The organism is Nonomuraea sp. 3N208 (genome assembly GCF_052245935.1).
In the GTDB taxonomy this organism is placed as follows: Bacteria; Actinomycetota; Actinomycetes; order Streptosporangiales; family Streptosporangiaceae; genus Nonomuraea.
Genome location: NZ_JBQQBR010000019.1, coordinates 119,828 through 140,880, shown reverse-complemented (window position 1 = coordinate 140,880; position 21,053 = coordinate 119,828). Strand labels below are relative to the sequence as shown.

The window sequence follows — 21,053 nt, the reverse complement described above, 5'->3', positions numbered from 1 at the left end:
CTCAAAGCATGTTGAGAGGAATCCATGTGCCGCTGGTCACCCCGTTCAACGCGGCGGGTGAGGTGGCTGTAGACGCGATCGAGAAGCTCGCTCACCAGGCGCTCGACGACGGCGCGGCCGGGTTGGTCGCGCTGGGCACCACCGGTGAGGTGGCCGCGCTCGACCCCGAGGAGCAGGCCCGGGTGATCGAGGTGTGCGTCCAGGTCTGCGGGCAGCGGCAGGCGCTGCTGACGGTCGGGGTAACGGGGAACGACGTACGCTCGACGGCTCGAGCGTTGGCGGGCCTGCCGGAAGGGGTCGGAGCCGCCCTGGTGACCGTCCCCTACTTCCTGCGGCCCGGCGAACGCGGCGTCGTCGCGTACTTCGAGGCGCTGGCCGAGGCGTCGCCGGTGCCGCTGGTGATCTACCACATCCCGTACCGGACCGGGCAGACCGTGAGCGCCGCGACGCTGCGCCGGCTGGGGGAGCACCCGATGGTCGCCGGCGTGAAGTACGCGGCAGGCGGGATCGATCAGGATGCCGTCGACCTGCTGGGGCATTTGCCCCAGGGATTCGAGGTGGTCGGCGGCGACGACCCGTTCATCTCGCCGCTGCTCGCGCTCGGCGCCGCGGGCGGGATCGTGGCCTCGGCGCATCTGCGTACCAGGGACTTTGTCGAGCTGGCCGGCGCCTGGCAGGCGGGGGACGTGCCCCGGGCGCGGGCGCTCGGGCACCGGCTGGCCAGGCTCTCCGCAGCGCTCTTCGCCGAGCCCAACCCGACCGTGCTCAAGGGCGTGCTGCACGCCCAGGGCCTGATCCCGACCCCGGACGTGCGGTTGCCGCTGGTGCCCGCCAGCGCCGCGGCGGTGTCACAGGCTCGCCTGGTAGCGGTACATCCAGGCGAGTGATTCCTGGCTCGCGCTCTTCTTGAGGAAGATCGGCAGCATCAGGTCGCGGAAGACCCGGGCGACCGGGCCCGCGGCCTTGCTGTTGCTGATCGTCCGGGAGTACGCCACCACCCGCTCCACCCTGGGCCGCCGCTCGGCTTCGTAGCGCGCGAACGCCTCACGATGATCCCGGTTGTCACGCAAGCACCTAGCAAGCACGATCGCGTCCTCGATGGCCAGCGAGGCGCCCTGGCCGGAACTGGGCGAGGTGGCGTGCGCGGCATCCCCGAGGAGCAGAACCCGGCCGCGGTGCCACACGGGCACCGGTGGCAGGTCGTGGATGGGCAGGCCCGGCTCGACTTCGCCGCGCCCGATGAGCTCGGCGGAGGCGTTCGCGTCATCCTCGAACGCCCTGACCAGCTCCGCCCGCCAGCTCTCTGGTACGTCGCCGAGCCGCCGGGGCAGGTTCGCGAACCACCAGGTCTCACCGGACTCGGCCACCGAATAGCCGAAGAACGCGCGCTTGCCGAACACCATGTTGTACACGCCGGGCTCCCCAGCGAGGCCGCTGTCCTTCGCGATGCCGCCGAAGCTGTACAGGCCGCTGTAGCGGGGCGCGGGGGCTTGCGGGTCGAGGATCGCACGGGTGCGCGAATGCACGCCGTCGCAGGCGATCAGCAGGTTGCCGGTGGCCTCCGAGCCGTCCTCGAATCTCGCCGTGACCTCGCCGCCGTGGTCTTCGAAGGCGGTCAGGCGCTTGCCGTAGTGCACCTGGATCCCGCGCTCGACGGCCTCGTCGCGGATGGTGCGGTAGAGGTCGGAACGCTGGACCGTGTGGCTGACCGTGCCGTCGTCGAGCCGCAGGCCGTTGGCCACCTCACCGAGGCGCTTGCCCGAGCCGCTCCACATGACCATCCGCGGGGTGGGTATGGCCGTGTCCAGCACCTGGCGGTGGGCGCCCAGCACCCGCAGGGCGGCCAGGCCGTTCGAGGCGATGTTGAGGAAGGAGCCCACGTTCTCCGCGCCCTGCCCGTACGCCTCGAAGATCTCGGCCTCGATGCCCACCTCGCGGAGGGCCATGGCGGTGACTGGGCCTGCAATGCCACAACCTATGACAAGAGCCTTCATTATGGTACCTTTCGTTCGGTCGAACGAAATATATGACGAAGGCGGGGCCCGTGTCGAGAGGTATTTCGGAGCACCGAAAGAAATTGTTCGAGGAGCTTGCCATGGCGGGGCGGGACAGCAGCAACGCCGCCGTGATGTACCACAGCGCCATGGGCGAGCGGCTGGGCCTCGGCATGACCGAGGAGAAGACCCTCGACCTGCTGCAACGCCTCGGCCCGCTGACGGCCGGCGAGATCGCGCAGCACACCGGTCTGGCGCCGGCGTCGGTCAGCGGCCTGATCGACCGGCTGGAGAGCAAGTGGCTGGTGCGGCGGATACGCGACACCAAGGACCGGCGGCGGGTCATCGTCGAGATCAACCATGAGCGGCTGGCCGGGTTCGGCGAGCTGTTCGAGCCGTTCGTGGCCGCGCTCGCCGAGCTGTACGAGCGCTACACGGACGAGCAGCTCGAAATCATCCTCGACTACCTCACGCGGTCGACCGCCCTGCAACGCGAAGCCACGGCAGGGCTGGTCGACGGTGCTTAGTGGTCGGCCTCTCTGATGGCCGTGCCGACCTCGCCCACCCGGTCGGCCAGCAGGCCGATCGCGCCCACTGCCCGGACCATCGGGTCGTCGTCCGCGCCACCGAGCGCCTTGGCCCTGAGGTAGGCCCGCTTGATCTCCGCCCAGCGCTGGGCCTGGACAGGGGACAGGCGGCCGCGCAACTCGGCCAGCTTCAGCAGGTTGGCCTCGGCGTCCGTGGTGAGCGTCTGCGCCTCGCCCACGTAGTGGTCGTCGATCACCGCTTCCAGCTCGGCGTCGTTCATCGCGGGCACGATGCGCTCGGCCAGCTTGTTCATGTTCCGGTACGAGCCCTGCAGCCGGTACGGCGGCTCGGTGCGGGCCGCGTCCGACTGGGCGGCCGAGGCGATGTACGCCTGGTTGTTGGCCAGGACGACCTCCTGCACCCGGACCAGCTTCGCCAGGACGCTGAGGATCTGGTCCAGCTCCGGCTTGGTGTACGGATGCTTGAGCTGGTCCGGCTGGACCGTCGGGTCACCCTTCGCGAGGCGGACGAGCAGCTCCACGTCCGCGCGGTCGCGGCCGGACAGCGGGGCGAGCACCGGGTTGGAGGTGAGGGCGTTATCGATGTAGCTCAGCGCGAACAGCTCGTCCCTGCCCGACAGGACGTCACCCAGGTTCCACACGTCGGCCCGGTTGGCGAGCATGTCGGGGATGCGAAAGCGCTGGCCGGACTCGGTGTACGGGTTGCCCGCCATGCACACCGCGAACCGCTTCCCGCGCAGGTCATAGGTGCGGGTACGGCCGTTCCACACACCCTCGATGCGGCGCTGGGCGTCGCAGAGCGAGATGAACTTCTGCAGGAGCTCGGGGGACGTGTGCTGGATGTCGTCCAGGTAGAGCAGGGTGTTGTTGCCCGTTTCCAGGGCGAACGAGATCTTCTCCACTTCCTGCCTGGCGGTCGCGTCGGGGGCGTCCTCCGGGTCGAGTGAGGTCACCTCGTGGCCCAGCGCCGGGCCGTTCACCTTGACGAAGACCAGGCCGAGGCGGCTGGCCACGTACTCCATCAAGGTCGTCTTGCCGTATCCGGGGGGTGAGATGAGCAGCAGGAGGCCCATCTGGTCGGTGCGTTTGCCCGCCCCGGCCGCGCCCAGTTGTTTGGCCAGGTTGTCGCCGATCAGCGGCAGGTACACCTCGTCGAGGAGGCGGTTGCGGACGAAGGCGCTCATGACCTTGGGCTTGTACTCGTCCAGGCGGAGGCGGCTTCTTTCGGCCTCGACGAGCTCGTGCCTGCTGCGCTGGTAGGCGCGGTAGGCCGGGACCCGGGCCTGTCTGAAGTCGCGGGTTCTGGTGAGGAGCTCGTCCAGCTGGATGTGCAGCTTGCGGTCTTGGATACGGGGGTGGGTGCCCAGGAGGCCGTCCACGGTTTCGGCGGTGGTCGCGCTGGAGTCGTGGCGGGGGAGGCCGGCGCCGCACAGCTCGATGGCGATGGCCTCGGCGGTCTCCGGGGCCTGGTGGTAGGCGCTCAGCCAGGCGTGGGCGAGTTGCAGGCGTTCGGGGAGTGGGAGCGCCTTGAGGTCTTCCTCGAACTCGCGCATCTTGACCGGGCCCAGGGATTGGCGGAAGCCGTCCAGGAGGTCGCGTGCCGCCTTACTGGTCACGAACCCTACGGGGCTGCCGGCCAACTCCTCAACGAGATACTCACCGGCCAACTCCGCCGCGTGGTGCGCCGCGTCGGTGGTGGCCGGCGCATTTGTGGTGAGGCCGGCCATGAAGGCGCCGATTCGGGCCCCAAGCTCGGAGGCGAGGGAGCCCAGGGCGGGGGTGAGGCCGAAGACCGTGCGAGCGCGGACCAGCGACACCGCCCGGGTGGCGAATGTTTTACGTGAAACCTCGTCGACCGCGAACGCCCAGAAGAGCTGGGCCATGGCGCGGACCTCGGCGGGATAGCGGAGCAGTCCGGCACCCTCGCGGAGCCGCACCAGCGTGTCCAGGATGGCGGTGGCGTCGTGGTCGTGGACGCCGCGTTCGTACCCCTCGTCGTACCGGGACTCTGCGGCCTGACGCACCAGGTCGGCCAGGGGTGCGCCGGACGTGACGGAGTCCAGGAGCGAGGCGGCCAGGTGTTCGGCGCGGTAGACGTCGGGCGTCTCCGAGACCAGGAGCTGGTCCCAGAAAGGACGGGTGTTCTCAAAGGAAGGCGGCACAGGGGAGCGGTAGTCGGTGCCTGTGATCGCGAAGTACATGGACCCGTCGTGCGGCACCAGCGTCAGGTCGATGGGCTGGGTGTTGACGGCGAAGCGATGGTGGCCGAGGCGAAGGGTCTCGCCGCCGTCGGAGAACAGGTCCAGGCGGTCCCGGAGCGCCCGCGCCGCCTCCTGCTGCGCCGACTTGACCCGCCCGTCCAGCTCCTCGGCCCGTACGGCGTCCCCGAGCGAGCGCAGCTCCCCGGCGGCGGAGCGGACCTTGGCCACCATCGGGTCGGTCGCGAAATACGTGTTGACCTCGTCCAGCGAGCCCAGCGACGCGAGCCGGCGGGTGATGCTGCCGAGGACGCGCTCGGCCGAGGTGAAGAGCCGGTCCGCACGGCGGGCCAGCTCGTCCAGCTGAGTCTGCTTGCGGGCGGAGAACGCCTCGTAGAGGTCGTCCCGCTTGGCCGACAGCTGCGCGGCGAAGTCGTCGAATTCGCCGAAGCGCGACTCCAGGTTCTCCAGCTGGAGCATGAGCCGCCCGAGCTGCTCGTCGCACTTCTCGGGGGTGTCGGCCACCGCCAGCGCACCGGTGATGGCCTGCCCGAGCAGGGCGAACTCGGCGGCGAACGCGGCCCGGCCCTCCGTGCCGAGCAGCTCGCGCCGCCGCCCGCCGAGTACGGCGCGGGCCCGGTTCACGCCGCCGAGGACCTCGGCGATCCGGCCCAGGATGGACGTGCGCACGGTGGCGTCGGCGATGTCCAGCGAGCCGACGACCTCCGTGACCACCTCCAGGCCTTCCGCCTGCTCGGCCAGCCGCTCGGCGACGGGAGCGGCCTCGGCGACCGTGGCGATCGCGGCGGCGTCGGCGGCGAGCTGCTCGACGGCCGCGTGGTAGGAGGTGAACGCGTCCTCACCGGACAGGAACGCGACCGCGCGGCGACCGGTCGCGGACACCTCCTCGGTCACGGAGGTGGACAGCGTGTCCAGCGCGGCCAGGTCGATGTAGCGGGTCTCGCGCAGCGTCACCAGGTGGCCCTGGGCGCGGCGGAGCGTGGCCAGCATGGTCACCCAGGCGTCGGCGGTGGCGGGGCTGTCGGCACGCGCCTGGCGTACCAGCTGGGTGGTCTCCTCCATGGCCTTGGCGAGCGTGTCGGCGGCCAGCCTGGTGAGGTGTTCGACGTTCTCGTACTCGTCGAGGACCTGCTCGGCGGTGGCGCGGACGTCGGCGAGCGGCCCGCGCAGGCCGTGCTCGCCGAGCCAGTGGTAGGAGTCGAAGGCGCGCGTGCAGGCGGCGATCAGCCCTTCGAACGTGCCGGCCGACGGCGCCATCTCCTCGACCATGCGGGACACGGACAGGCAGTCGGAGATGCCGCGCACCAGCTCGGCGTTGCCGATGCGCTCCAGGGGGCCGGTTCCGGCGGGCTGGGCCGCGGCGTAGGTGTCGGAGACGTACGGGGTCTGCCAGACCTGCATCGGGTGGACCCGGGTGGGCTCCTCGGAGGTGGCGCGGAAGACCACCATCGTGCCGTCGTCGAACAGCGAGTACCCGTGGCAGACGATGGGGTTGGCCACCTCCTTCCTGATCACGTTGTACGGCAGCAACAGCGAGCGTCCGTCGCCCCTGGAGTGGAAGACGTACAGCACGTCCTCGCCGTTGGGCGAGCGGACCATCCGCTCGAACTCCAGGTCCGTCACGTCCGTGTCGAACGTCTTGCTGAGCCCGGTCGTCAGGTAGTAGCCGCCGGGGAAGATCAGGCCCTGGTCCTCGGGGAGGCGCTGGCAGGCCTGACCGATCCCGTCCAGCCTGATCACGGCCTTGGTGCGGGTGTTGAAGACCAGGTGCCGCCACTCGGTCTCCTTGTACGGCCTGATCCGCATGAGGATCAGCGGCCCCACCCTCGCGTACTCGACATCGGCGTCGGCCAGGCTCTGCAGCGGCTGGGCGACCGGCTCGGCGTAGATGCCGGCGCCGGTCTCCGTGTTGTCCTCGATCTTGATGGTGAGGTCGCCGCCGACGGTCTCGACGAACACCTCCCCTTGGATCGAGATGTGCGGGTGGCGGCCGAGCACGTGGTCGTCGCGGGTGGTGACCGTCCACTCGAAGTCGTGCGACGGCGGGAAGACGTGATCCCGCTCGCCCCTGTTGTCCAGATATTTCGGGACGCCGGCGTTGTCGACCGTCCAGCGCAGCACCCGCAGGTCCGCCGGACCGGTCTGGAACACCGCGAGCAGCTTGCCCTCCACCCGCCTGAGCTGCTGGAGTCTTGTCTCCTTGTAGTACCGGTAGAGCTCGGCGAAGTCCTTCTTGAACGTGGGGTCCTCCAGCGGCTCCAGCTTGTCGGCGTCGAACCTGAAGGCGTCCCCGTCCCTGGAGAACCGGTGCACCGCGAACACGTCGGACACCGCCGTCTCCGGCTTGAGCCCGATGAAGACGTTGTAGCCGAACAACATCACGTCACCCAGGGAGACGATGTCCCTGGGGACGCAGTTGTTCTCGGTGCGGATCCGCTCGGTGCCCAGCAGGCGCAGCTCCGCGCCGCCGAAGACCTTCAGCCGCGCCCCGTTGAGCGCCTCGGCCGCCGCCGCGAGGCTCTTGGCCTGGGCCAGGAGGCGGTTCCTGAGGACCTCGTAGGTTCCCGCCTCCAGCTGAGCTCCGACCACCGTGCTCATTTCTCCAAGGCTCCTGTCGCCAAGGTTCCTGTCGCCAAGGCTCCTGTCGCTAAGGCTCATTTCGCTGCGGCCAGCGCGGCCACCGGCGAGTCGGCCACGCCGAGGCGGCGGGCCGTCTCGAGCAGCTCGCCGAGCGCCGACGACTGCGGGCCGCCGTCCTGGATGAGCCTCATGAGCAGGGCGGACACGGTCAGGTTCTTGATGTCCTCAGTACGCACGCCGCTGATCACGTTCGCGAGGTCGGCCGTCAGGCTGGCCTCCCCGTTGACGTACGGCCTGACGAGCGCCCCGGCCACCTGCGAGTGGTCCACGAAGCCGTCGACCACCTTGCCCGCGGTGATCGAGCCGACCATCTTGTCGAAGAACATCGTGTCGCCGCCGACGATGTCGATGTTGGCCTTGGAGAGCCCGGCGGCCAGCACGCTCGCCTGCGACTCGGCCACCTGCCGCGACACATCGATTTGCTTGAGCCGGATCTCCTTGTCGGCCTCCAGGCGCAGGCGGTACTCCTCGTGCTCCCTGCTGGCATCGTCCAGCGCCGCCAGCGCGGCGGCCTTCTCGGTGAGACCTTCGGCCTCGGCCTTGAGCTTCTCGCCCACGGCGGCCGCACCGGCCAGCGCCATCGCCTGCTCGCCTTCGGCCCGAGCCTTGAGCCGATCACCTTCGACCAGCGCCATGGCCTTGGCGCCCTCGGCTTCGGCGGCGAGCCTCTCCTTCAGCACCGCGGCCTCCGCGCGGCCGACCTTCTCGATGGCTTCGGCGTCGCGCTCCTTGACCTGGATCTGCGCCAGGCCGGCCGCGGCGGACTCGGCCTGGACACCTTCGGCCAGCCGGATCTTGGCCCGGGTCTCCAGCTCGGCGGCCTGCTGCCGGGCCTCTGCGAGCACGAGCTCCTCGCGGGCCTTGAACTTCGACGCGGCCTCCGCGGCCTCGGCCGCCTTGATGTCCTTGACCAGGTTCTCCTGGGCCTCGGCCTCGGCGGCGATGATGACCTGCTGGCGGGTGCGCTCGGCCTCCTCGACGACGCGCAGCCGCTTAATGGCCTCCTCCTGCTCGGCCACGGTCTTGTCGACCACGATGCGCTCGCGGATGACCTCGGCGATCGTCCGCTTCTCGGTCTCGACTTCCTTGTCCTTGGCGATGCGCGACAGCTCGGTCTCCCGCTCGCGGGCGATGACCTCCAGGACGCGGTCCTTCTCGATGCGCTCGCTCTCGATGGCAATCACGCGCTCGCGGTTCTTCATGGCGACCGCGATCTCGCGGTCCTTGTTCTCGTGCTGGACGCCGAGCTGCTCGTCGGTCTTGATGTGGGCGGCCTGGGCGCGCAGCCGCTCCTCGGCCGCCACGCGGGCGATCTCCGCCTCCTCGCGGGACTTGACGGTCTCGATCTCGCGCTTCTGCTTCATCTCGGCGTCGGCCTGGCGGCGCTGCAGCTCGAGGATGGCCTCGCGGGCGTCCACGTTCTGGCGGGTGATCTCTTTTTCCTCGTGGCGCTGGAACTCGTTGGTACGCACGTGCTCGATGGCCGTCAGCTCGGTGATCTTGCGGATGCCCTGCGCGTCGAGGATGTTGTTCTTGTCGAGCTGGAGCAGCGAGGTCTGCTCCAGGTAGTCGATGGCGGCGTCTTCCAGGCTGTAGCCGTTGAGGTCGGTGCCGATGAGCCGGACGATCTCGTCGCGGAACTCGTCGCGCTTGGTGTAGAGATCGACGAAGTCGAGGTGCTTGCCGGCCGTCTTGAGCGCCTCGGAGAACTTGGCGTTGAACAGTGCCTGCAGCGTGCCCTCGTCGCTGGCCCTGGCAGTGCCGATGGCTTGGGCGACCTTGATGACGTCCTCGGCGGTCTTGTTCACGCGGACGAAGAACGTGATCTTGATGTCGGCCCTGATGTTGTCCCGGCAGATCAGGCCCTCGCGGCCGGTGCGCTCGATCTCAATGGTCTTCACCGAGATGTCCATGATCTCGGCCTTGTGGACGACCGGCAGCACCACGGCGCCGGTGAACGTCACGTCTACCTTGTTGACCTTCGACACGATCAGCGCCTTGCCCTGCTCGACCTTGCGGAAAAGCCGGGCGATGAGGAAGAGCATGCCGATCACGATGATCAGGATGACGGCGAGGAAAACGCCGAAGCCGGTTGAGATGACGTCCATCAGAGCTCGCTTTCGTAGGGCATGACCCAGAAGAATTCGCCGTCTGCGTCGTATTCGAAGATGAGTGCTTTGTCGCCGCGCGCGAGGCGGTCCTGTCCGGTCGTGCGAACCTGCACGACCGCGGACGAGCCGTCTGCGGCGGTGACCTCGGCCTGGCCGAAGTCGTGCGTGGCCGAGCCGGTGCGGATGACGCACATCTGGCCGACGAAGTCGCCGCGCGAGTGCTTGTCCCCGTCGGGGAAGAGCCTGCGCAGCGGAACCACCAGGCCACGGGTGGCGAGCCAGGCTCCGCCCGCGGCGGCGAAGGGGACGGCGATCAGCAGGCCGCCAGTGGCGAACTGGCTGCCGATCAGGCACAGCAGCCAGGCCAGGGCGATCAGCAGCGAGAGCGTGACGCCGGCCGGGACTCCCCCAAGGCCCAGCCAGGCGGCGTCGTCGTCCAGCTCGAAGAGGCCGGTGATGACGACCAGCCAATAACCGGCGACCACCACGAGCAGAAAACTGAAAATGACCGTCGGAAAGCTCAGCGCGGTGCTTAAGAACTCGCCCATCCCGCCTCGGTGCCCATCCCCCGTGTGATGTCCGTGTCGGACTATATCGAGATAAAGAGCGAGTAAAGGTAAAAGTTCCCGAACGGTCTGAGCACTTGACCTCAAGCATGGTTGAGGAAGCAGGCTGGGGTGCATGAGCGAAGTGATGAGGGCGGCGGCCTTGGCCGAGCCCGGTGGTCCCGAGGTACTGAAGGTGATGGAGCTCCCGGCGCCCCAGGCGGGTCCGGGGCAGGTACGCGTGCGGGTGCGGGCGGCCGGCGTGCAGCCCTTCGACGCGGCCGTACGGGCGGGCTGGTTGCCGCCTTACCTGGACGAGGTCCCTTACCCGCGCATTCCGGGCAACGAGTTCGCGGGTGTGGTCGACCAGGTGGGCGAAGGCGTGACCGGGGTGTCGGCCGGGGACGAGGTGCTGGGGTTCTCGGCGCTCTATGCCTACGCCGAGTACATCGTGGTGAACGGGGCGAACGTGGCGCCCAAGCCCGCAGGGGTGCCGTGGGAGGTGGCCGGCGGGCTGACCGCGGGCGTGCAGACGGCCGAGCTGGCCCTGGACGGGCTCGACGTCAAGGAGGGCGAGACGCTGCTCGTGCACGGCGCGGCCGGGTCCGTGGGGACGGCCGCCGTGCAGATCGCCAGGATGCGGGGAGCGACCGTGATCGGCACCGCCCGCGAGGTCAACCACGACTACCTGCGCGACCTCGGCGCCATCCCGGTCGTCTACGGGGACGGGCTGGCGGATCGGGTCCGCGCGCTCGCGCCGGGCGGGATCGACGCCGCGCTGGACGGGGCCGGGGGCCACGCCCTGGAGGTCTCCTTGGAGCTGGTGCCCGACCGGGGGCGGATCGTCACCCTGGTCGAGCACGGCAAGGCGGCCGAGTTGGGGGTCAAGCTCGTCCGGGGCGAACGGACGGCCGAGCGGCTCGGGCGCTACGCCGCGTTGTACGCCGAGGGGCGCTTCAGCTTCCCGGTGCGGCGGGCGTACCGGCTGGAGGAGGCCGCGGACGCGCACCGGGAGATCGAGACCGGGCACGGCCAGGGCAAGATCGTCCTCACGATCTGAGGCGTACGGCCTCGGCGACGGCGAGGCCGATCTCGTTGAGCTCGTTCTCGCCGTCCTCGACGTCCCACAGGGCGTTCTGGAGGACTCGGCCGAGCGTCCAGCCGGCCGCTCGCCGCGGGTCGAGGCCGAGCGCGTCCACCATCAGGTCGAAGCGGCGGAGCACCGCCCGCGTGACGTCGCCGGTGGCGACCACGTCGTCCCACCGGTTCCACAGGGCGGGACAGAGGTCGAATCCCGGGTCGCCGGCCAGCGGCTTGGGGTCGATGGCCAGCCACGGCTCCCGGTCGGCGGCCAGCACGTTGTCGTAGTGCAGGTCCCAGTGCAGCAGCCGGTCGCCGGGCTCGGAGACGAGCTCGGCGACCGCGTCCGCGCACCACCGCAGCCAGCGGCGGTCCTGCTCGCGCGGCAGTTTCGTGAGGGCCTCGCCCACGTCATCGAGCATGGCCTGCGCGATGTCGCCGAGGCGGCGCATGCCCTCGGGCGGGGGGTGGGTGACGAGCCGGGCGAGCAGCTCGGTCAGGATCTTCAGCGCCTCGATGTCGTCGGGCAGGGCCGAAAGAGGGCGGTCGGCGTGCAGCCTTTCCAGCAGCAGGGTGCCGGTGTCCGGGTCGGAGTCGAGCAGTCGTACCGACGCGTCCCCGTCCCAGGCGCGCAGCCCCATCGCCTCGGTGGCGTTCTCGTCGGTGACCGGCTGCAGCTTCAGAGCGGCCTTCGTGCCGTCCGCGCGGATCACCGGCAACACCAGCGACACCACGCCGTGCCCAGGGTCGCCGTCGAGCCGCAGCTCCCATTCCTCCAGGTAGCGCTCGGCCAGCGCGGGCAGCCCGGTGGACCAGGCGCGCCCTGCCTCCCCGTCGTACTTGATGTGGGAGGCGGTCAGGGCCGCCGGGACCTCGATCCGCATCAGTAGTGCCAGGGGAAGGGCGACCAGTCGGGGGCGCGCTTCTCCAGGAACGAGTCGCGGCCCTCGGCCGCCTCGTCCGTCATGTACGCCAGCCGCGTCGCCTCGCCCGCGAACACCTGCTGCCCCACCAGACCGTCGTCGATCATGTTGAAGGCGAACTTCAGCATGCGCTGCGCCGTGGGCGACTTGCCGTTGATCTTGCGGCCCCACTCCAGGGCCGTGGCCTCCAGCTCCGCGTGCGGCACCACGGCGTTGACCATGCCCATGCGGTGGGCATCGGCCGCGGTGTAGGTGTCACCGAGGAAGAAGATCTCACGGGCGAACTTCTGGCCGACCTGCCGTGCCAGATAGGCCGAGCCGAAGCCGCCGTCGAAGCTCGCCACGTCGGCGTCGGTCTGCTTGAAGCGGGCGTGCTCCTCGCTGGCCAGTGTGAGGTCCGCCACGACGTGGAGGCTGTGGCCGCCGCCGGCCGCCCAGCCCGGCACCACGCAGATCACGACCTTGGGCATGAAGCGGATCAGGCGCTGCACCTCCAGGATGTGCAGGCGCCCGGTCGAGGCCGAGCCGTCGGCGTACTGATAGCCGTCCTTGCCTCTGATGCGCTGGTCGCCGCCAGAGCAGAAGGCCCAGCCGCCGTCCTTCGGTGATGGGCCGTTGCCGGTGAGCAGCACGCAGCCGACGTCGGTGGTCTGCCGCGCGTGGTCGAGCGCGCGGTAGAGCTCGTCCACGGTCTGGGGGCGGAATGCGTTGCGCACCTCGGGGCGGTTGAAGGCGATCCGCACCGTGCCCTGGTCCACCGCACGGTGGTAGGTGATGTCGGTGAAGTCGAATCCCTCGACCAGCTGCCATGCCTTGGGGTCGAACAGCTCGGAGACCATGGATGAGAGCCTAATGGATCTGGTCTTCGGCCCACTCCCGCGCGATGACGCCGCCGGAGGTCTGGGAGACCCCGCAGGTGCTCACGTGCGCCGTGCCCGCCGTCTTCACGGCGTGGTGTCCCAAGCACGTGCGGCGGAAGTTCGCTATGTGACCTCCGCGCGCAATTCGGCGAGCAGCTCGCCTTGGTCGGCGAGCATGTCGGTGAGGATGCGGCGGGCGGCGCCGAGCAGATCCGCCAGTTCCGGTGTGGCCAGTGTGTAGACCACCGTGCTGCCCTCGCGGATCGCGCTCACGATGCCCGCCCTGCGCAGGACCGCGAGTTGCTGGGAGAGGCTCGACGGCTCGATGTCGATCTGAGCCAGTAGGTCCCTGACGGGTAGCGGCCCTTCCTGGAGTAGCTCCAACACTCTGATGCGAGCGGGGTGGCCGAGCGTTCGAAAGAAGTCGGCCTTGGCCTGATAGACCTCCACGTGCATATAGCCCAGACTAATCCAGCGCAGTTGCATAATTCTTCAAGTCGCTATGTTGTTGGATAGCATGACAGCGGGGACTAGGGAGTAGCCATGGGCCGAGGAAGAGCCAAGGCGAAGCAGACGAAGGTCGCTCGCCAGCTGAAGTACACCAACCACAACATCGACTACGACCGGCTCCGCGAGGAGCTCGGTGCCGACTCGCCGCGCGAGGAGAGCTACCCGTCTACGGGGTCCGAGCAGGAGTCCGAGCGCGCGCAATGACGCGGGTCAGCTTCGCGGGTGCGAGGGTGGCGTTCTTCAGCCGCCTGGCCTCCGGCGCCTGATCTGGCGCCGAGAGCTCCAGGCGGTGCAGCACTTCTCGGATGATGACACGCATCTCCAGGAGCGCCAGCTGCGCGCCGACGCAGAAGCGCCGGCCGCCGCCGAACGGCATCCAGGCCCTGCTCTGGTGCCCGTCCATGAAGCGTTCCGGGCGGAACTCCTCAGGAGAGGGGAACGCTTCGGGGTCGCGGTGCACGAGAGGGATGTACGGTCCGGCGTACCAGCCGGCCGGGATCTCGTGGTCGCCCAGCCGGAGCGGGGCGTCGAGCAGGCGGGGCGCCTCATAGACGACGGGCCGGACGCGTAGCACCTCCTTGACCACCGCGTCGAGGTAGGGCCCGTCGTCCGGCAGCCGTTCCATGATCTCGGGCATGCGCAGGAGCCGCTCGAAGGCCCAGGCCAAGCCGGTGGCGGTGGTCTCGTGGCCGGCGATCAGCATGGTGATCAGCTCGTCGCGGATCTCCTGGTCGCCCAGCCCGGTCTCGAGCAGCCGGCCGAGCACGTCCGTTCCGCCGGCTCCGGCGGCCGAGCGCCGGCGGCGGATCTCGTCGAACAGGATCGTGTCCACCTCTGCCCGGATCCGGACGAACCGCCCGTAGGCCAGGAACGGCGCCAGAGCTGCGAGCGCCCGCGCCCGCTCCGGCATCATGATGGTCTGCATCGACCCGCCGGTCTCGATCAGCTCGGGCAGCAGCGTACGCAGCCTGCCCACTCGCCCGGCGTCCCTGATGCCGAAGATCAGTCTGATGATGATCTCCAGCGTGATGTCCTGCATGCGTTCGCGGAGCGCCAACGGCCTGCCCAGCGGCCAGGTCGCGATCTTCTCGGCCGCGATCGCGGCGATCTCGTCGCGGTAACCGGCGACCTGCTTGGCCCGCAGCGGCGGGTTGAGCAGCTTGCGGTGCCGCCACCAGTCGTCGCCGTCCAGTGTCAGCACCGAGTGCGCGCCGACCATGTGCTCCAGGAAGTCGCGCCGCGCCGCACCGGCACGGCCGCCACCCTGGTCGGTCTGGTAGACCTGCGCCGCCAACTCTCCGGTGGCCACGTAGACCTCCGGCGGATATCCCGTGAACCGCACCGCGAAGACGGGCCCGTACCTGCGGTGCAGGCTTTCCATCATGCCGGGCGAGTCCCGCATGAACCACGCGGTCTGCACCAGCGACGGAAGCTTCGGTCCTGGAGGGAGCATGGCTTGCGCCTCCTAAGTAGATGTACGTATGTCATAGACGCTTGTATACATCTGTAGCATGGATTCCGTGGCGAGAACAGAGGCCGGTGGATACCGGGACAAGTTGCTGGCGGGCGCGGTGGCATGCCTGCAGGAGAAGGGCTATGCCCGCACCACCGCACGAGACCTGGTCGCCGCCTCCGGCACCAACCTGGCCTCCATCGGCTACCACTTCGGCGGCAAGGAAGCGCTGCTCAACGAGGCCATAGCCGGCGTGTTCGACCAGTGGACCGCGCACGTCGAGCAGTCGTTGTTCGGCGCCGAGCTCGGCAGCCCCAGGGAGATGCTGGAGCGCGCGATGATCGCGCTGGTCGACGTGTTCGAGGAGCTGCGGCCGCAGCTCATCCTGTGCGTCGAGGGTTACCCGGCGGCGCTGCGCGAGCCCGTGCTGCGGGAGAAGCTGGCCGAGGCCTACGCCCGGTCGCGGCAGACGGGCGCCGACATGATGAGGCGGGCCGCCGCGCAGCTCGGCGTCGAGCCGCCGATGTCGCCCGAGATCCTGGTGTCGGTGCTGGTGGCGATCGCGGACGGGCTCATGCTGCAGTGGCTGCTCGACCCGGCGAGCACGCCCGACGCCCGCCAGGTCGTGGACGCGCTCGCCGCCCTCTCGCAGTTCATCGCCTAGCCCGGCCTACCGTGCTGTGTGGCGGAGGATGGCCGTGGCCAGCTCCTCGTACGCCTGGGGCGGCAGCATGTGCCCCATCCCGTCTATCATCAGCAGCTCAGCCCCCGGGATCCGCTCGGCGATGATCGCGCCGTGGCCGGGCTTGACCGGCTCGTGCGTGCCCTCGACGACCAGTGTCGGCGCCTTCACCCCGCCCAGCACGTCGTCCGCCGGCTCGAAGTCAGGGCAGGCGGCATGCGCCAGGCGGTGATTGACCAGGGCCGACAGGTCGCGGGCCCGCTCCAGCACCCGCTCCTGCAGCCGCCGCTCCGCGTCCTCGTCGAACGGCAGCGCGGTGCCGTGCAGCACCCGCGCCTCCTCGATCATGCGCGCCACCTGCTCGCGCCGGTCGGCCGGCGGCGGTGTGGCGATCATCTTCGTGAAGAACTCCACGAACTCCGGCCGGGGCGGCGGCAGGCTCCCCTCGGGCTGCGGCTGCCCGGTGAGCGCCCGCATGAGCACCTCGCCCTCGCGCCCGCCCAGCGGCGAGGAGCCGATCACGGTGAGCGTGCGCACCCGCTCCGGGTGCTCGACGGCGATCAACTGACCGAGCAGCCCGCCTGCCGAGTGGCAGACGAGGTGCGCGCTGTCCAGCCCATAGGCGTCCATCACGCGCAGCACGTCGTCCTTGATGTCGTGCCACGTGTACGGCTGCTGCTCGAAGTCGAAGGTGGCCGATTTGCCGGTGTCGCGGTGGTCGTACCTGATGACCCGGCGACCGGCCGCGGCCAGCCGCCCGACGAACTCGTCCGGCCACAGGATCCCCTGCGTCATCGACCCCATCACCAGCAGGATCGGCGGGTGCGTGACGTCTCCGAACTCCTCGGTCCAGAGCTCCACGCCGTCAATGTTGATCATGTTCGTTTGCATGGCTCAAGCCTGCCCTGGCCGGCTACGGATGCCTTCAGTAGTACTACTGGCCTTCAGAGCAGCCGGGCCAGTTCAGTACGGCTCGTGATGCCGAGCTTGGGATAGATCTTGTAGAGGTGGTACTCGACGGTGCGAGGGCTGAGGAACAGCCGGGCCGCGACCTCCTTGCTGGACACCCCCTCCGCCACCAGCCGCGCGATCCGCAGCTCCTGCGGGGTCAGCACGGCCGGCGCGTCGCTCTCTGGCTGGGCCGCGGCCTCGCCCGCGGCCCGCAGCTCGCCCTGCGCCCGCCGGGCCCACGGTGCGGCGCCCAACCGTTCGAACGTCTCCAACGCCGAGCGGAGGTGCTGCCGCGCCTGGCCGAGGGCCTGCGTGCGGCGCAGGCGCTCGCCGTATAGCAGCGCGGTACGCGCCTGCTCGAACGGCTCCCCATGCCGCCGCAGCGCCTCCTCGAACAGGCCGCTCTCGCCGCCGAGCAGGGCACGGCAGCGGGCCAGCAGCGCCATCGACTCGTCCGTGGTGGCGTGGGCGGCCCATCTCTCGTACGCGGCCAGCGCCTCCCGGGCTGCCTCGTGCTCGCCGGCCGCCACGGCGGCCTCCACCCGGTCGGGCGTCGAGCGCCAGACCACCGTCGGGTTACCTGCCCCAGGACCGGCCGTGGTGATCGCCGTGAACCGGGCGTGCGCCGCCGCGTACCGTCCTAGGCCCAGGTCCAGCATCGCCAGCGCGTACGCGGCCACGCCCGCGCGCAGGCCGATGCGGTGCGGGATCGCGATGGCCAGCGCCTCCTCGGCCTGGCGGCGGCACTGCTCCTCCTCGCCCCGCAGGGCCGACACCACGGCCAGGTTCGCCAGGTGGGCGGCTACCGAGTTGGTGTACCCGGCCTCGCGTGCCAGCTCCAGGCCCTCCTCCGCGATGGCCGCGCTCTCGGCGAGCCTGCCCTTGATCCGCTCGGCCGTCGCGACGAACTCCAGCACGACCGGCAGCTGCCCCACCATCCCCGACACCCTGGCGGCGCGCCCGGCCCGCTCGACGAGCTCCGCGGACACATCGGCCTCCCCGAGGTAGCTGGCCGCCGCGGATGCCCACAGCAGCTCCGCCGCCACGGTCAGCTCGCCGGCCCGGGCCAGCGCCCCGCGCAGCAGCTCCCCGCCGGTGCCGTCGTCCAGCATGGCGCCGATCCCGGCCACCACGTCTCTCAGGAAGCCGGGCGGGTGTGCCCTGGCCCGCCGTCCCAGCTCCACGATGGCCCGCACGTCGCCCACGTAGCTCGCGGCCTCGGAGGCGTCGGCCAGCATCCCGATGCTCTCGCCCGCCGCCAGGATCCGGACCGCCTCAGCGGCATCGCCGGAGTTCAACTCGAAGCGTCCACGCAGCTGCGCGATCTCCTCCAGCAGCCGGCCACCCGGCCGATGGGCTGCGGCGAGTTCGCGGGCCTCGGCGAGGTGGGTTTGGGCCTGGCCGGGGCGGCCGCCGAGCCAGGCGGCGGTGGCGGCATCCTTCAGGCGTTCCGCTCTGAGGAGCGGGTCGGGGGTGAGCTCGGCCGCTCGGGCGAGGGTCGTCGCGGCGTCGCCGTACCCGCCCCTGGCCCGTGCCCGCTCGGCGGTGGCCGCCAGCTCGGCGGCCACCGTCTCGTCCCTGCCGACCGTCGCGGCGGCCAAGTGCAGGGCGCGCCGGTCGTCGTCCACGAGCTCGGCCAGGGCGGCGTGCGCGGAGCGGACCTGTACGGAGGTGGCGGCGGCGTGCACGGCAGACCTGACGAGCGGATGCCGGAACCTGACCAGTCCGCCGGACACCGTCACCAGCCCAGCCGCCTCCACCTCGTGCAGCACCCCATCGGCTCCCGGCTCCTCGGCCGTGTCCGGCCAGGAGGCGGCGGGGTGGGTGGCGGCACGCAGAACCAGGGCGAGCTCGCTCTCCAACGAGGCCAGCAGCAGGAGGCGGCGTGCCCGCGCGGACACCCGGGCCACCTGCTCGCCGAACAGCTGCTCCCCGCCCGGTAGCGGATCCGGCAACGGCGCGCGCCCGGCGAGCTGCTCAGGCGACAGTGAGGCGGCGGTCTCGCCGAGAATGAGCGGGTTGCCGCCGGTCAGGGCCGCCAGCCGCGTCCTGACCTCGGGAGCGACGGTGACGGCGGCGTCGAGGAGCCGCCCGGAGCTCTCCTCGTCGAGCCCGCCGACCCGCAGTTCTGGCACGCCCTTCATGACGGAGTCCCCGCGTACGGCCAGGAGCATCGCGACGCCCTCGGTCCGCAGCCGCCTCGCCGCGAACAGCAGCGCATCCGCCGAGGCCCGATCGAACCATTGCACGTCGTCGACCAGGCACAGCAGCCCGTCCGGCGCCGCGGCCTCGGCCAGGAGCGACAGCACGCCCGCCGACACCAGGAAACGGTCCCCGGCAGGCGCGGCGGCCAGGCCCAGCGCACCGGAGAGCGCGTCGCGCTGTGGCCCCGGGAGCTCGTCCAGCAGCCCCGTCACCGGATGGAGCAGCTGGTGCAGCGCGGCGAAGGCCAGGTCGGACTCCGACTCGATCCCGCTCACCCGCAACACCCGCATCGGTCTGGCATCCGCCTGGCCGTGCTGGTGGGCGGCCAGGGACGCGGCCAAGTCCAGGAGGGCCGACTTGCCGACGCCGGCCTCACCGCGAAGTGCCAGGGCGCGCCCTTCGCCGGCGCGGGCCGAAGCGAGCAGGGTCTCGATGGCGGCGATCTCCGCAACTCTCCCGTACAGCACGAAAGGTGACTGTATAGGGAGACGTACGGGACGCCGTCAGGCAGCGCAGGAGTCGTGGGTGGCGTCGAAGCCCTTGATCGACTCGGTGTCGTCGGAGCGGAGCGGCTTCAGACCTTTCCAGTCGTCGCCGATCACGAGCACCAGCCGGTTCGTCTGCGCCCTCGCGACCTGCCTGGGCGCGGCGGTGAGCAGGTCGCCGGTCAGGGTGGGTACGCGGGTCTCGCCGTTCGGCCCGTACAGGATCGTGGTCTTCTGCTGTGGTTTGCTGGCTGAATCCCCGATCTTGGTGATGTGGTAGCCGCGCTGTTCCAGGAAGGCCGCCACCTCGGTGCCGAGCCCGCTGCGCCAGGTGCCGTTGCGGAGCTCGATCTGGATCTTGGAGCGGCCCACCTTGGCCTGGCCGCCCTTGATGCCTTCGACGCTCTCGTCCCTGGCCACGATCTGGAACAGCCGCCCCGCCTGCGACTTCACCCACTCGACCCGGCCGGGCTGGGTGAGTGAGTAATGCCACGGCGTGGTGATGAAGCGGATCTTCCCGGCGTCCAGGCCCTGGAGGCTGGTGGCCAGGTCCTTCATGACGCCCGGGGACAGGCCGCGGTCGGTGGTCACCGCCTTCGTGGCGGCATCGAGGATGGCCAGGAGCTTGGCCGGGTCGGTGAGCGTCTCGCCGCTCATCGCCTTCTTGACCATGGAGGCGATGAACATCTGCTGCCGCTGGATGCGCCCGATGTCGGAGCCGTCGCCCAGGCTGTAGCGGGCGCGTACGTACCCCAGTGCCTGCTCGCCGTTGAGCGTCTGCCGCCCGGCCGGCAGGTGCAGCAGCGCCTTCTTGTCGTCCACACGCTGCGGCAGGCAGACCTCTACGCCGCCCACGGCGTCCACCATGCTCTTGAAGCCGGTGAAGTCCACCTTGACGAAGTGGTCGATGTGGATGTGGGTCAGCGTCTCGATCGTCTTCCAGGTGCAGGCGATGCCGCCGTAGTTGAACGACTCGTTGATCATGCCGAGGTGCGGCCGCTGCCCTGGGTGGCCGCCGACGGCCCGGCAGGCGGGCAACTGGACCAGCGAGTCGCGCGGGAAGCTGATCACCATGGCGTTGTCGCGCCGGGACGAGACGTGCACCAGCATGATCGTGTCGGTGCGCTCGCCCGTGACGCGGCGGCCGTATTTGGCGTTCTTGCCGGTGCGCTGGTCGGAGCCGACCACCAGGATGTTCATCGCGGTGCCCGCGACCTTGGGCGGGCGGGTCGCGCCGAGATCCTCGGCGGTGACGTCCTCGTGCTTGATGTTGCCGTTCAGCTTGACGAGGACGCCTACCACGACGCCCGCGACCAGGAGGACGAGGGTCACCGCGACCGCGACCACCCAGCGCAGCCAGGGCCGCTTCCGACGTCGTGGCGGCGCGCCAGGATCGGAGGGTGGGGCGTCGACAAGCCCGCCGCTCACGTGCCTCCCAAAGGACGGGGCCGAAGGGCCGCCGCCCCTGGCCAAGAGCCTCGCCGTAACAGATCTCGGCCGTGGAACGAGCCCGAGTGTACTCAGTCGGGCATGCTCATGCTGAGCGATGGGTCAGTCGTGAACGTCCAGGTGGAGGTTCATGACGGTCCGTCAGGGACGTCCAGGCGGAGCGAGACGGCGCCGCGCACGTCCAGCCAGGCCGTGCCGGGGCCGCGTACCAGTCTCAGCACCACCTCCTCGCAGCCCGGGCAGCGGGCGACCAGGCCGGGCTCGGGGCCGTACACGTGGAGCGCGGCGATGGGGCCGGCCAGTCCGCAGTTCGCGCAGCGGCCGGTGGCGGCGGTGACGTCCACGGCGAAGATCTCGCCGAGCGGCCCGGCCAGGGCATTGCCATCCAAGTGAGTCAT

General features: G+C 70.2%; 17 protein-coding genes. 5 read left to right on the top strand and 12 right to left on the bottom strand.

What is annotated here, in order from left to right; translation table 11 throughout:
- The first annotated feature begins 8 nt into the window (after positions 1-8).
- Positions 9-887, top strand: coding sequence for a 4-hydroxy-tetrahydrodipicolinate synthase family protein (locus ACTWPT_RS28260; RefSeq protein ID WP_443180496.1), 879 nt, complete (start codon positions 9-11; stop codon positions 885-887).
- Here ACTWPT_RS28260 and ACTWPT_RS28255 read toward each other — a convergent pair.
- Entirely contained in the window at positions 849-1,994 is a 1,146-nt protein-coding gene (locus ACTWPT_RS28255) for an FAD-dependent oxidoreductase (protein ID WP_443180495.1), read from the bottom strand. The two genes, ACTWPT_RS28260 and ACTWPT_RS28255, sit on opposite strands and share 39 nt — an antisense overlap.
- Before the next feature lie 101 nt (positions 1,995-2,095).
- On the opposite strand from ACTWPT_RS28255, the gene ACTWPT_RS28250 reads away from it, so the two are divergent.
- Positions 2,096-2,521 carry a MarR family winged helix-turn-helix transcriptional regulator gene (locus ACTWPT_RS28250; RefSeq protein ID WP_443180494.1) on the top strand — a complete coding sequence of 142 codons (426 nt, stop codon included), beginning with the start codon at positions 2,096-2,098 and terminating at the stop codon, positions 2,519-2,521.
- On the opposite strand, the gene ACTWPT_RS28245 is transcribed toward ACTWPT_RS28250, so the two are convergent.
- From ACTWPT_RS28245 to ACTWPT_RS28235, 3 genes are read right to left on the bottom strand one after another with little or no spacing between them, the layout of a single operon-like run.
- Positions 2,518-7,359: a DNA repair ATPase gene (locus tag ACTWPT_RS28245; RefSeq protein WP_443180493.1), complete on the bottom strand. Its 4,842-nt coding sequence runs from the start codon at positions 7,357-7,359 to the stop codon at positions 2,518-2,520. The genes ACTWPT_RS28250 and ACTWPT_RS28245 overlap by 4 nt on opposite strands.
- Before the next feature lie 56 nt (positions 7,360-7,415).
- Positions 7,416-9,509: a flotillin family protein gene (locus ACTWPT_RS28240; RefSeq protein ID WP_443180492.1), complete on the bottom strand. Its 2,094-nt coding sequence runs from the start codon at positions 9,507-9,509 to the stop codon at positions 7,416-7,418.
- Entirely contained in the window at positions 9,509-10,060 is a 552-nt protein-coding gene (locus ACTWPT_RS28235; RefSeq protein WP_443180491.1) for a hypothetical protein, read from the bottom strand. The genes ACTWPT_RS28240 and ACTWPT_RS28235 overlap by 1 nt, the downstream gene beginning before the upstream one ends.
- Before the next feature lie 145 nt (positions 10,061-10,205).
- Between ACTWPT_RS28235 and ACTWPT_RS28230 the strand changes: the two genes are divergently transcribed.
- Positions 10,206-11,117 carry an NADP-dependent oxidoreductase gene (locus ACTWPT_RS28230; protein WP_443180573.1) on the top strand — a complete coding sequence of 304 codons (912 nt, stop codon included), beginning with the start codon at positions 10,206-10,208 and terminating at the stop codon, positions 11,115-11,117.
- On the opposite strand, the gene ACTWPT_RS28225 is transcribed toward ACTWPT_RS28230, so the two are convergent.
- The 3 genes from ACTWPT_RS28225 to ACTWPT_RS28215 all read right to left on the bottom strand — a co-directional run bounded on the left by ACTWPT_RS28225 (position 11,107) and on the right by ACTWPT_RS28215 (position 13,376).
- The gene (locus ACTWPT_RS28225) at positions 11,107-12,021 is read right to left on the bottom strand and encodes an aminoglycoside phosphotransferase family protein (protein ID WP_443180490.1); all 915 of its coding nucleotides are present in this window, start codon (positions 12,019-12,021) and stop codon (positions 11,107-11,109) included. The two genes, ACTWPT_RS28230 and ACTWPT_RS28225, sit on opposite strands and share 11 nt — an antisense overlap.
- Positions 12,021-12,899 (bottom strand): 1,4-dihydroxy-2-naphthoyl-CoA synthase, encoded by an 879-nt coding sequence (locus tag ACTWPT_RS28220; protein WP_443180489.1) that lies wholly within the window; start codon positions 12,897-12,899, stop codon positions 12,021-12,023. Before ACTWPT_RS28220 ends, ACTWPT_RS28225 begins: the two co-directional genes overlap by 1 nt.
- Positions 12,900-13,043: 144 nt before the next feature.
- On the bottom strand, positions 13,044-13,376 hold the full coding sequence (locus ACTWPT_RS28215; RefSeq protein WP_020542962.1) for an ArsR/SmtB family transcription factor: 333 nt from the start codon (positions 13,374-13,376) through the stop codon (positions 13,044-13,046).
- Between the two features lie 87 nt (positions 13,377-13,463).
- Between ACTWPT_RS28215 and ACTWPT_RS28210 the strand changes: the two genes are divergently transcribed.
- The gene (locus ACTWPT_RS28210) at positions 13,464-13,634 is read left to right on the top strand and encodes a DUF3073 domain-containing protein (RefSeq protein ID WP_443180488.1); all 171 of its coding nucleotides are present in this window, start codon (positions 13,464-13,466) and stop codon (positions 13,632-13,634) included.
- Here ACTWPT_RS28210 and ACTWPT_RS28205 read toward each other — a convergent pair.
- Positions 13,597-14,883, bottom strand: coding sequence for a cytochrome P450 (locus tag ACTWPT_RS28205; protein WP_443180487.1), 1,287 nt, complete (start codon positions 14,881-14,883; stop codon positions 13,597-13,599). The two genes, ACTWPT_RS28210 and ACTWPT_RS28205, sit on opposite strands and share 38 nt — an antisense overlap.
- Before the next feature lie 67 nt (positions 14,884-14,950).
- Here ACTWPT_RS28205 and ACTWPT_RS28200 point away from each other — a divergent pair, with 67 nt between their 5' ends.
- Entirely contained in the window at positions 14,951-15,547 is a 597-nt protein-coding gene (locus tag ACTWPT_RS28200; RefSeq protein ID WP_443180486.1) for a TetR/AcrR family transcriptional regulator, read from the top strand.
- A 6-nt stretch (positions 15,548-15,553) separates the two neighbouring features.
- Here the strand turns inward: ACTWPT_RS28200 and ACTWPT_RS28195 are convergent, their stop codons facing one another.
- From ACTWPT_RS28195 to ACTWPT_RS28180, 4 genes are all read right to left on the bottom strand, one after another.
- A complete protein-coding gene (locus tag ACTWPT_RS28195; protein WP_443180485.1) occupies positions 15,554-16,444 on the bottom strand; it encodes an alpha/beta fold hydrolase in 891 nt (296 codons plus the stop codon).
- A gap of 65 nt (positions 16,445-16,509) precedes the next feature.
- Entirely contained in the window at positions 16,510-19,188 is a 2,679-nt protein-coding gene (locus ACTWPT_RS28190; protein WP_443180484.1) for a LuxR C-terminal-related transcriptional regulator, read from the bottom strand.
- Between the two features lie 36 nt (positions 19,189-19,224).
- Positions 19,225-20,634 (bottom strand): LCP family protein, encoded by a 1,410-nt coding sequence (locus tag ACTWPT_RS28185; RefSeq protein WP_443180483.1) that lies wholly within the window; start codon positions 20,632-20,634, stop codon positions 19,225-19,227.
- A 149-nt stretch (positions 20,635-20,783) separates the two neighbouring features.
- On the bottom strand, positions 20,784-21,053 hold the full coding sequence (locus ACTWPT_RS28180; RefSeq protein ID WP_443180482.1) for a DUF6510 family protein: 270 nt from the start codon (positions 21,051-21,053) through the stop codon (positions 20,784-20,786).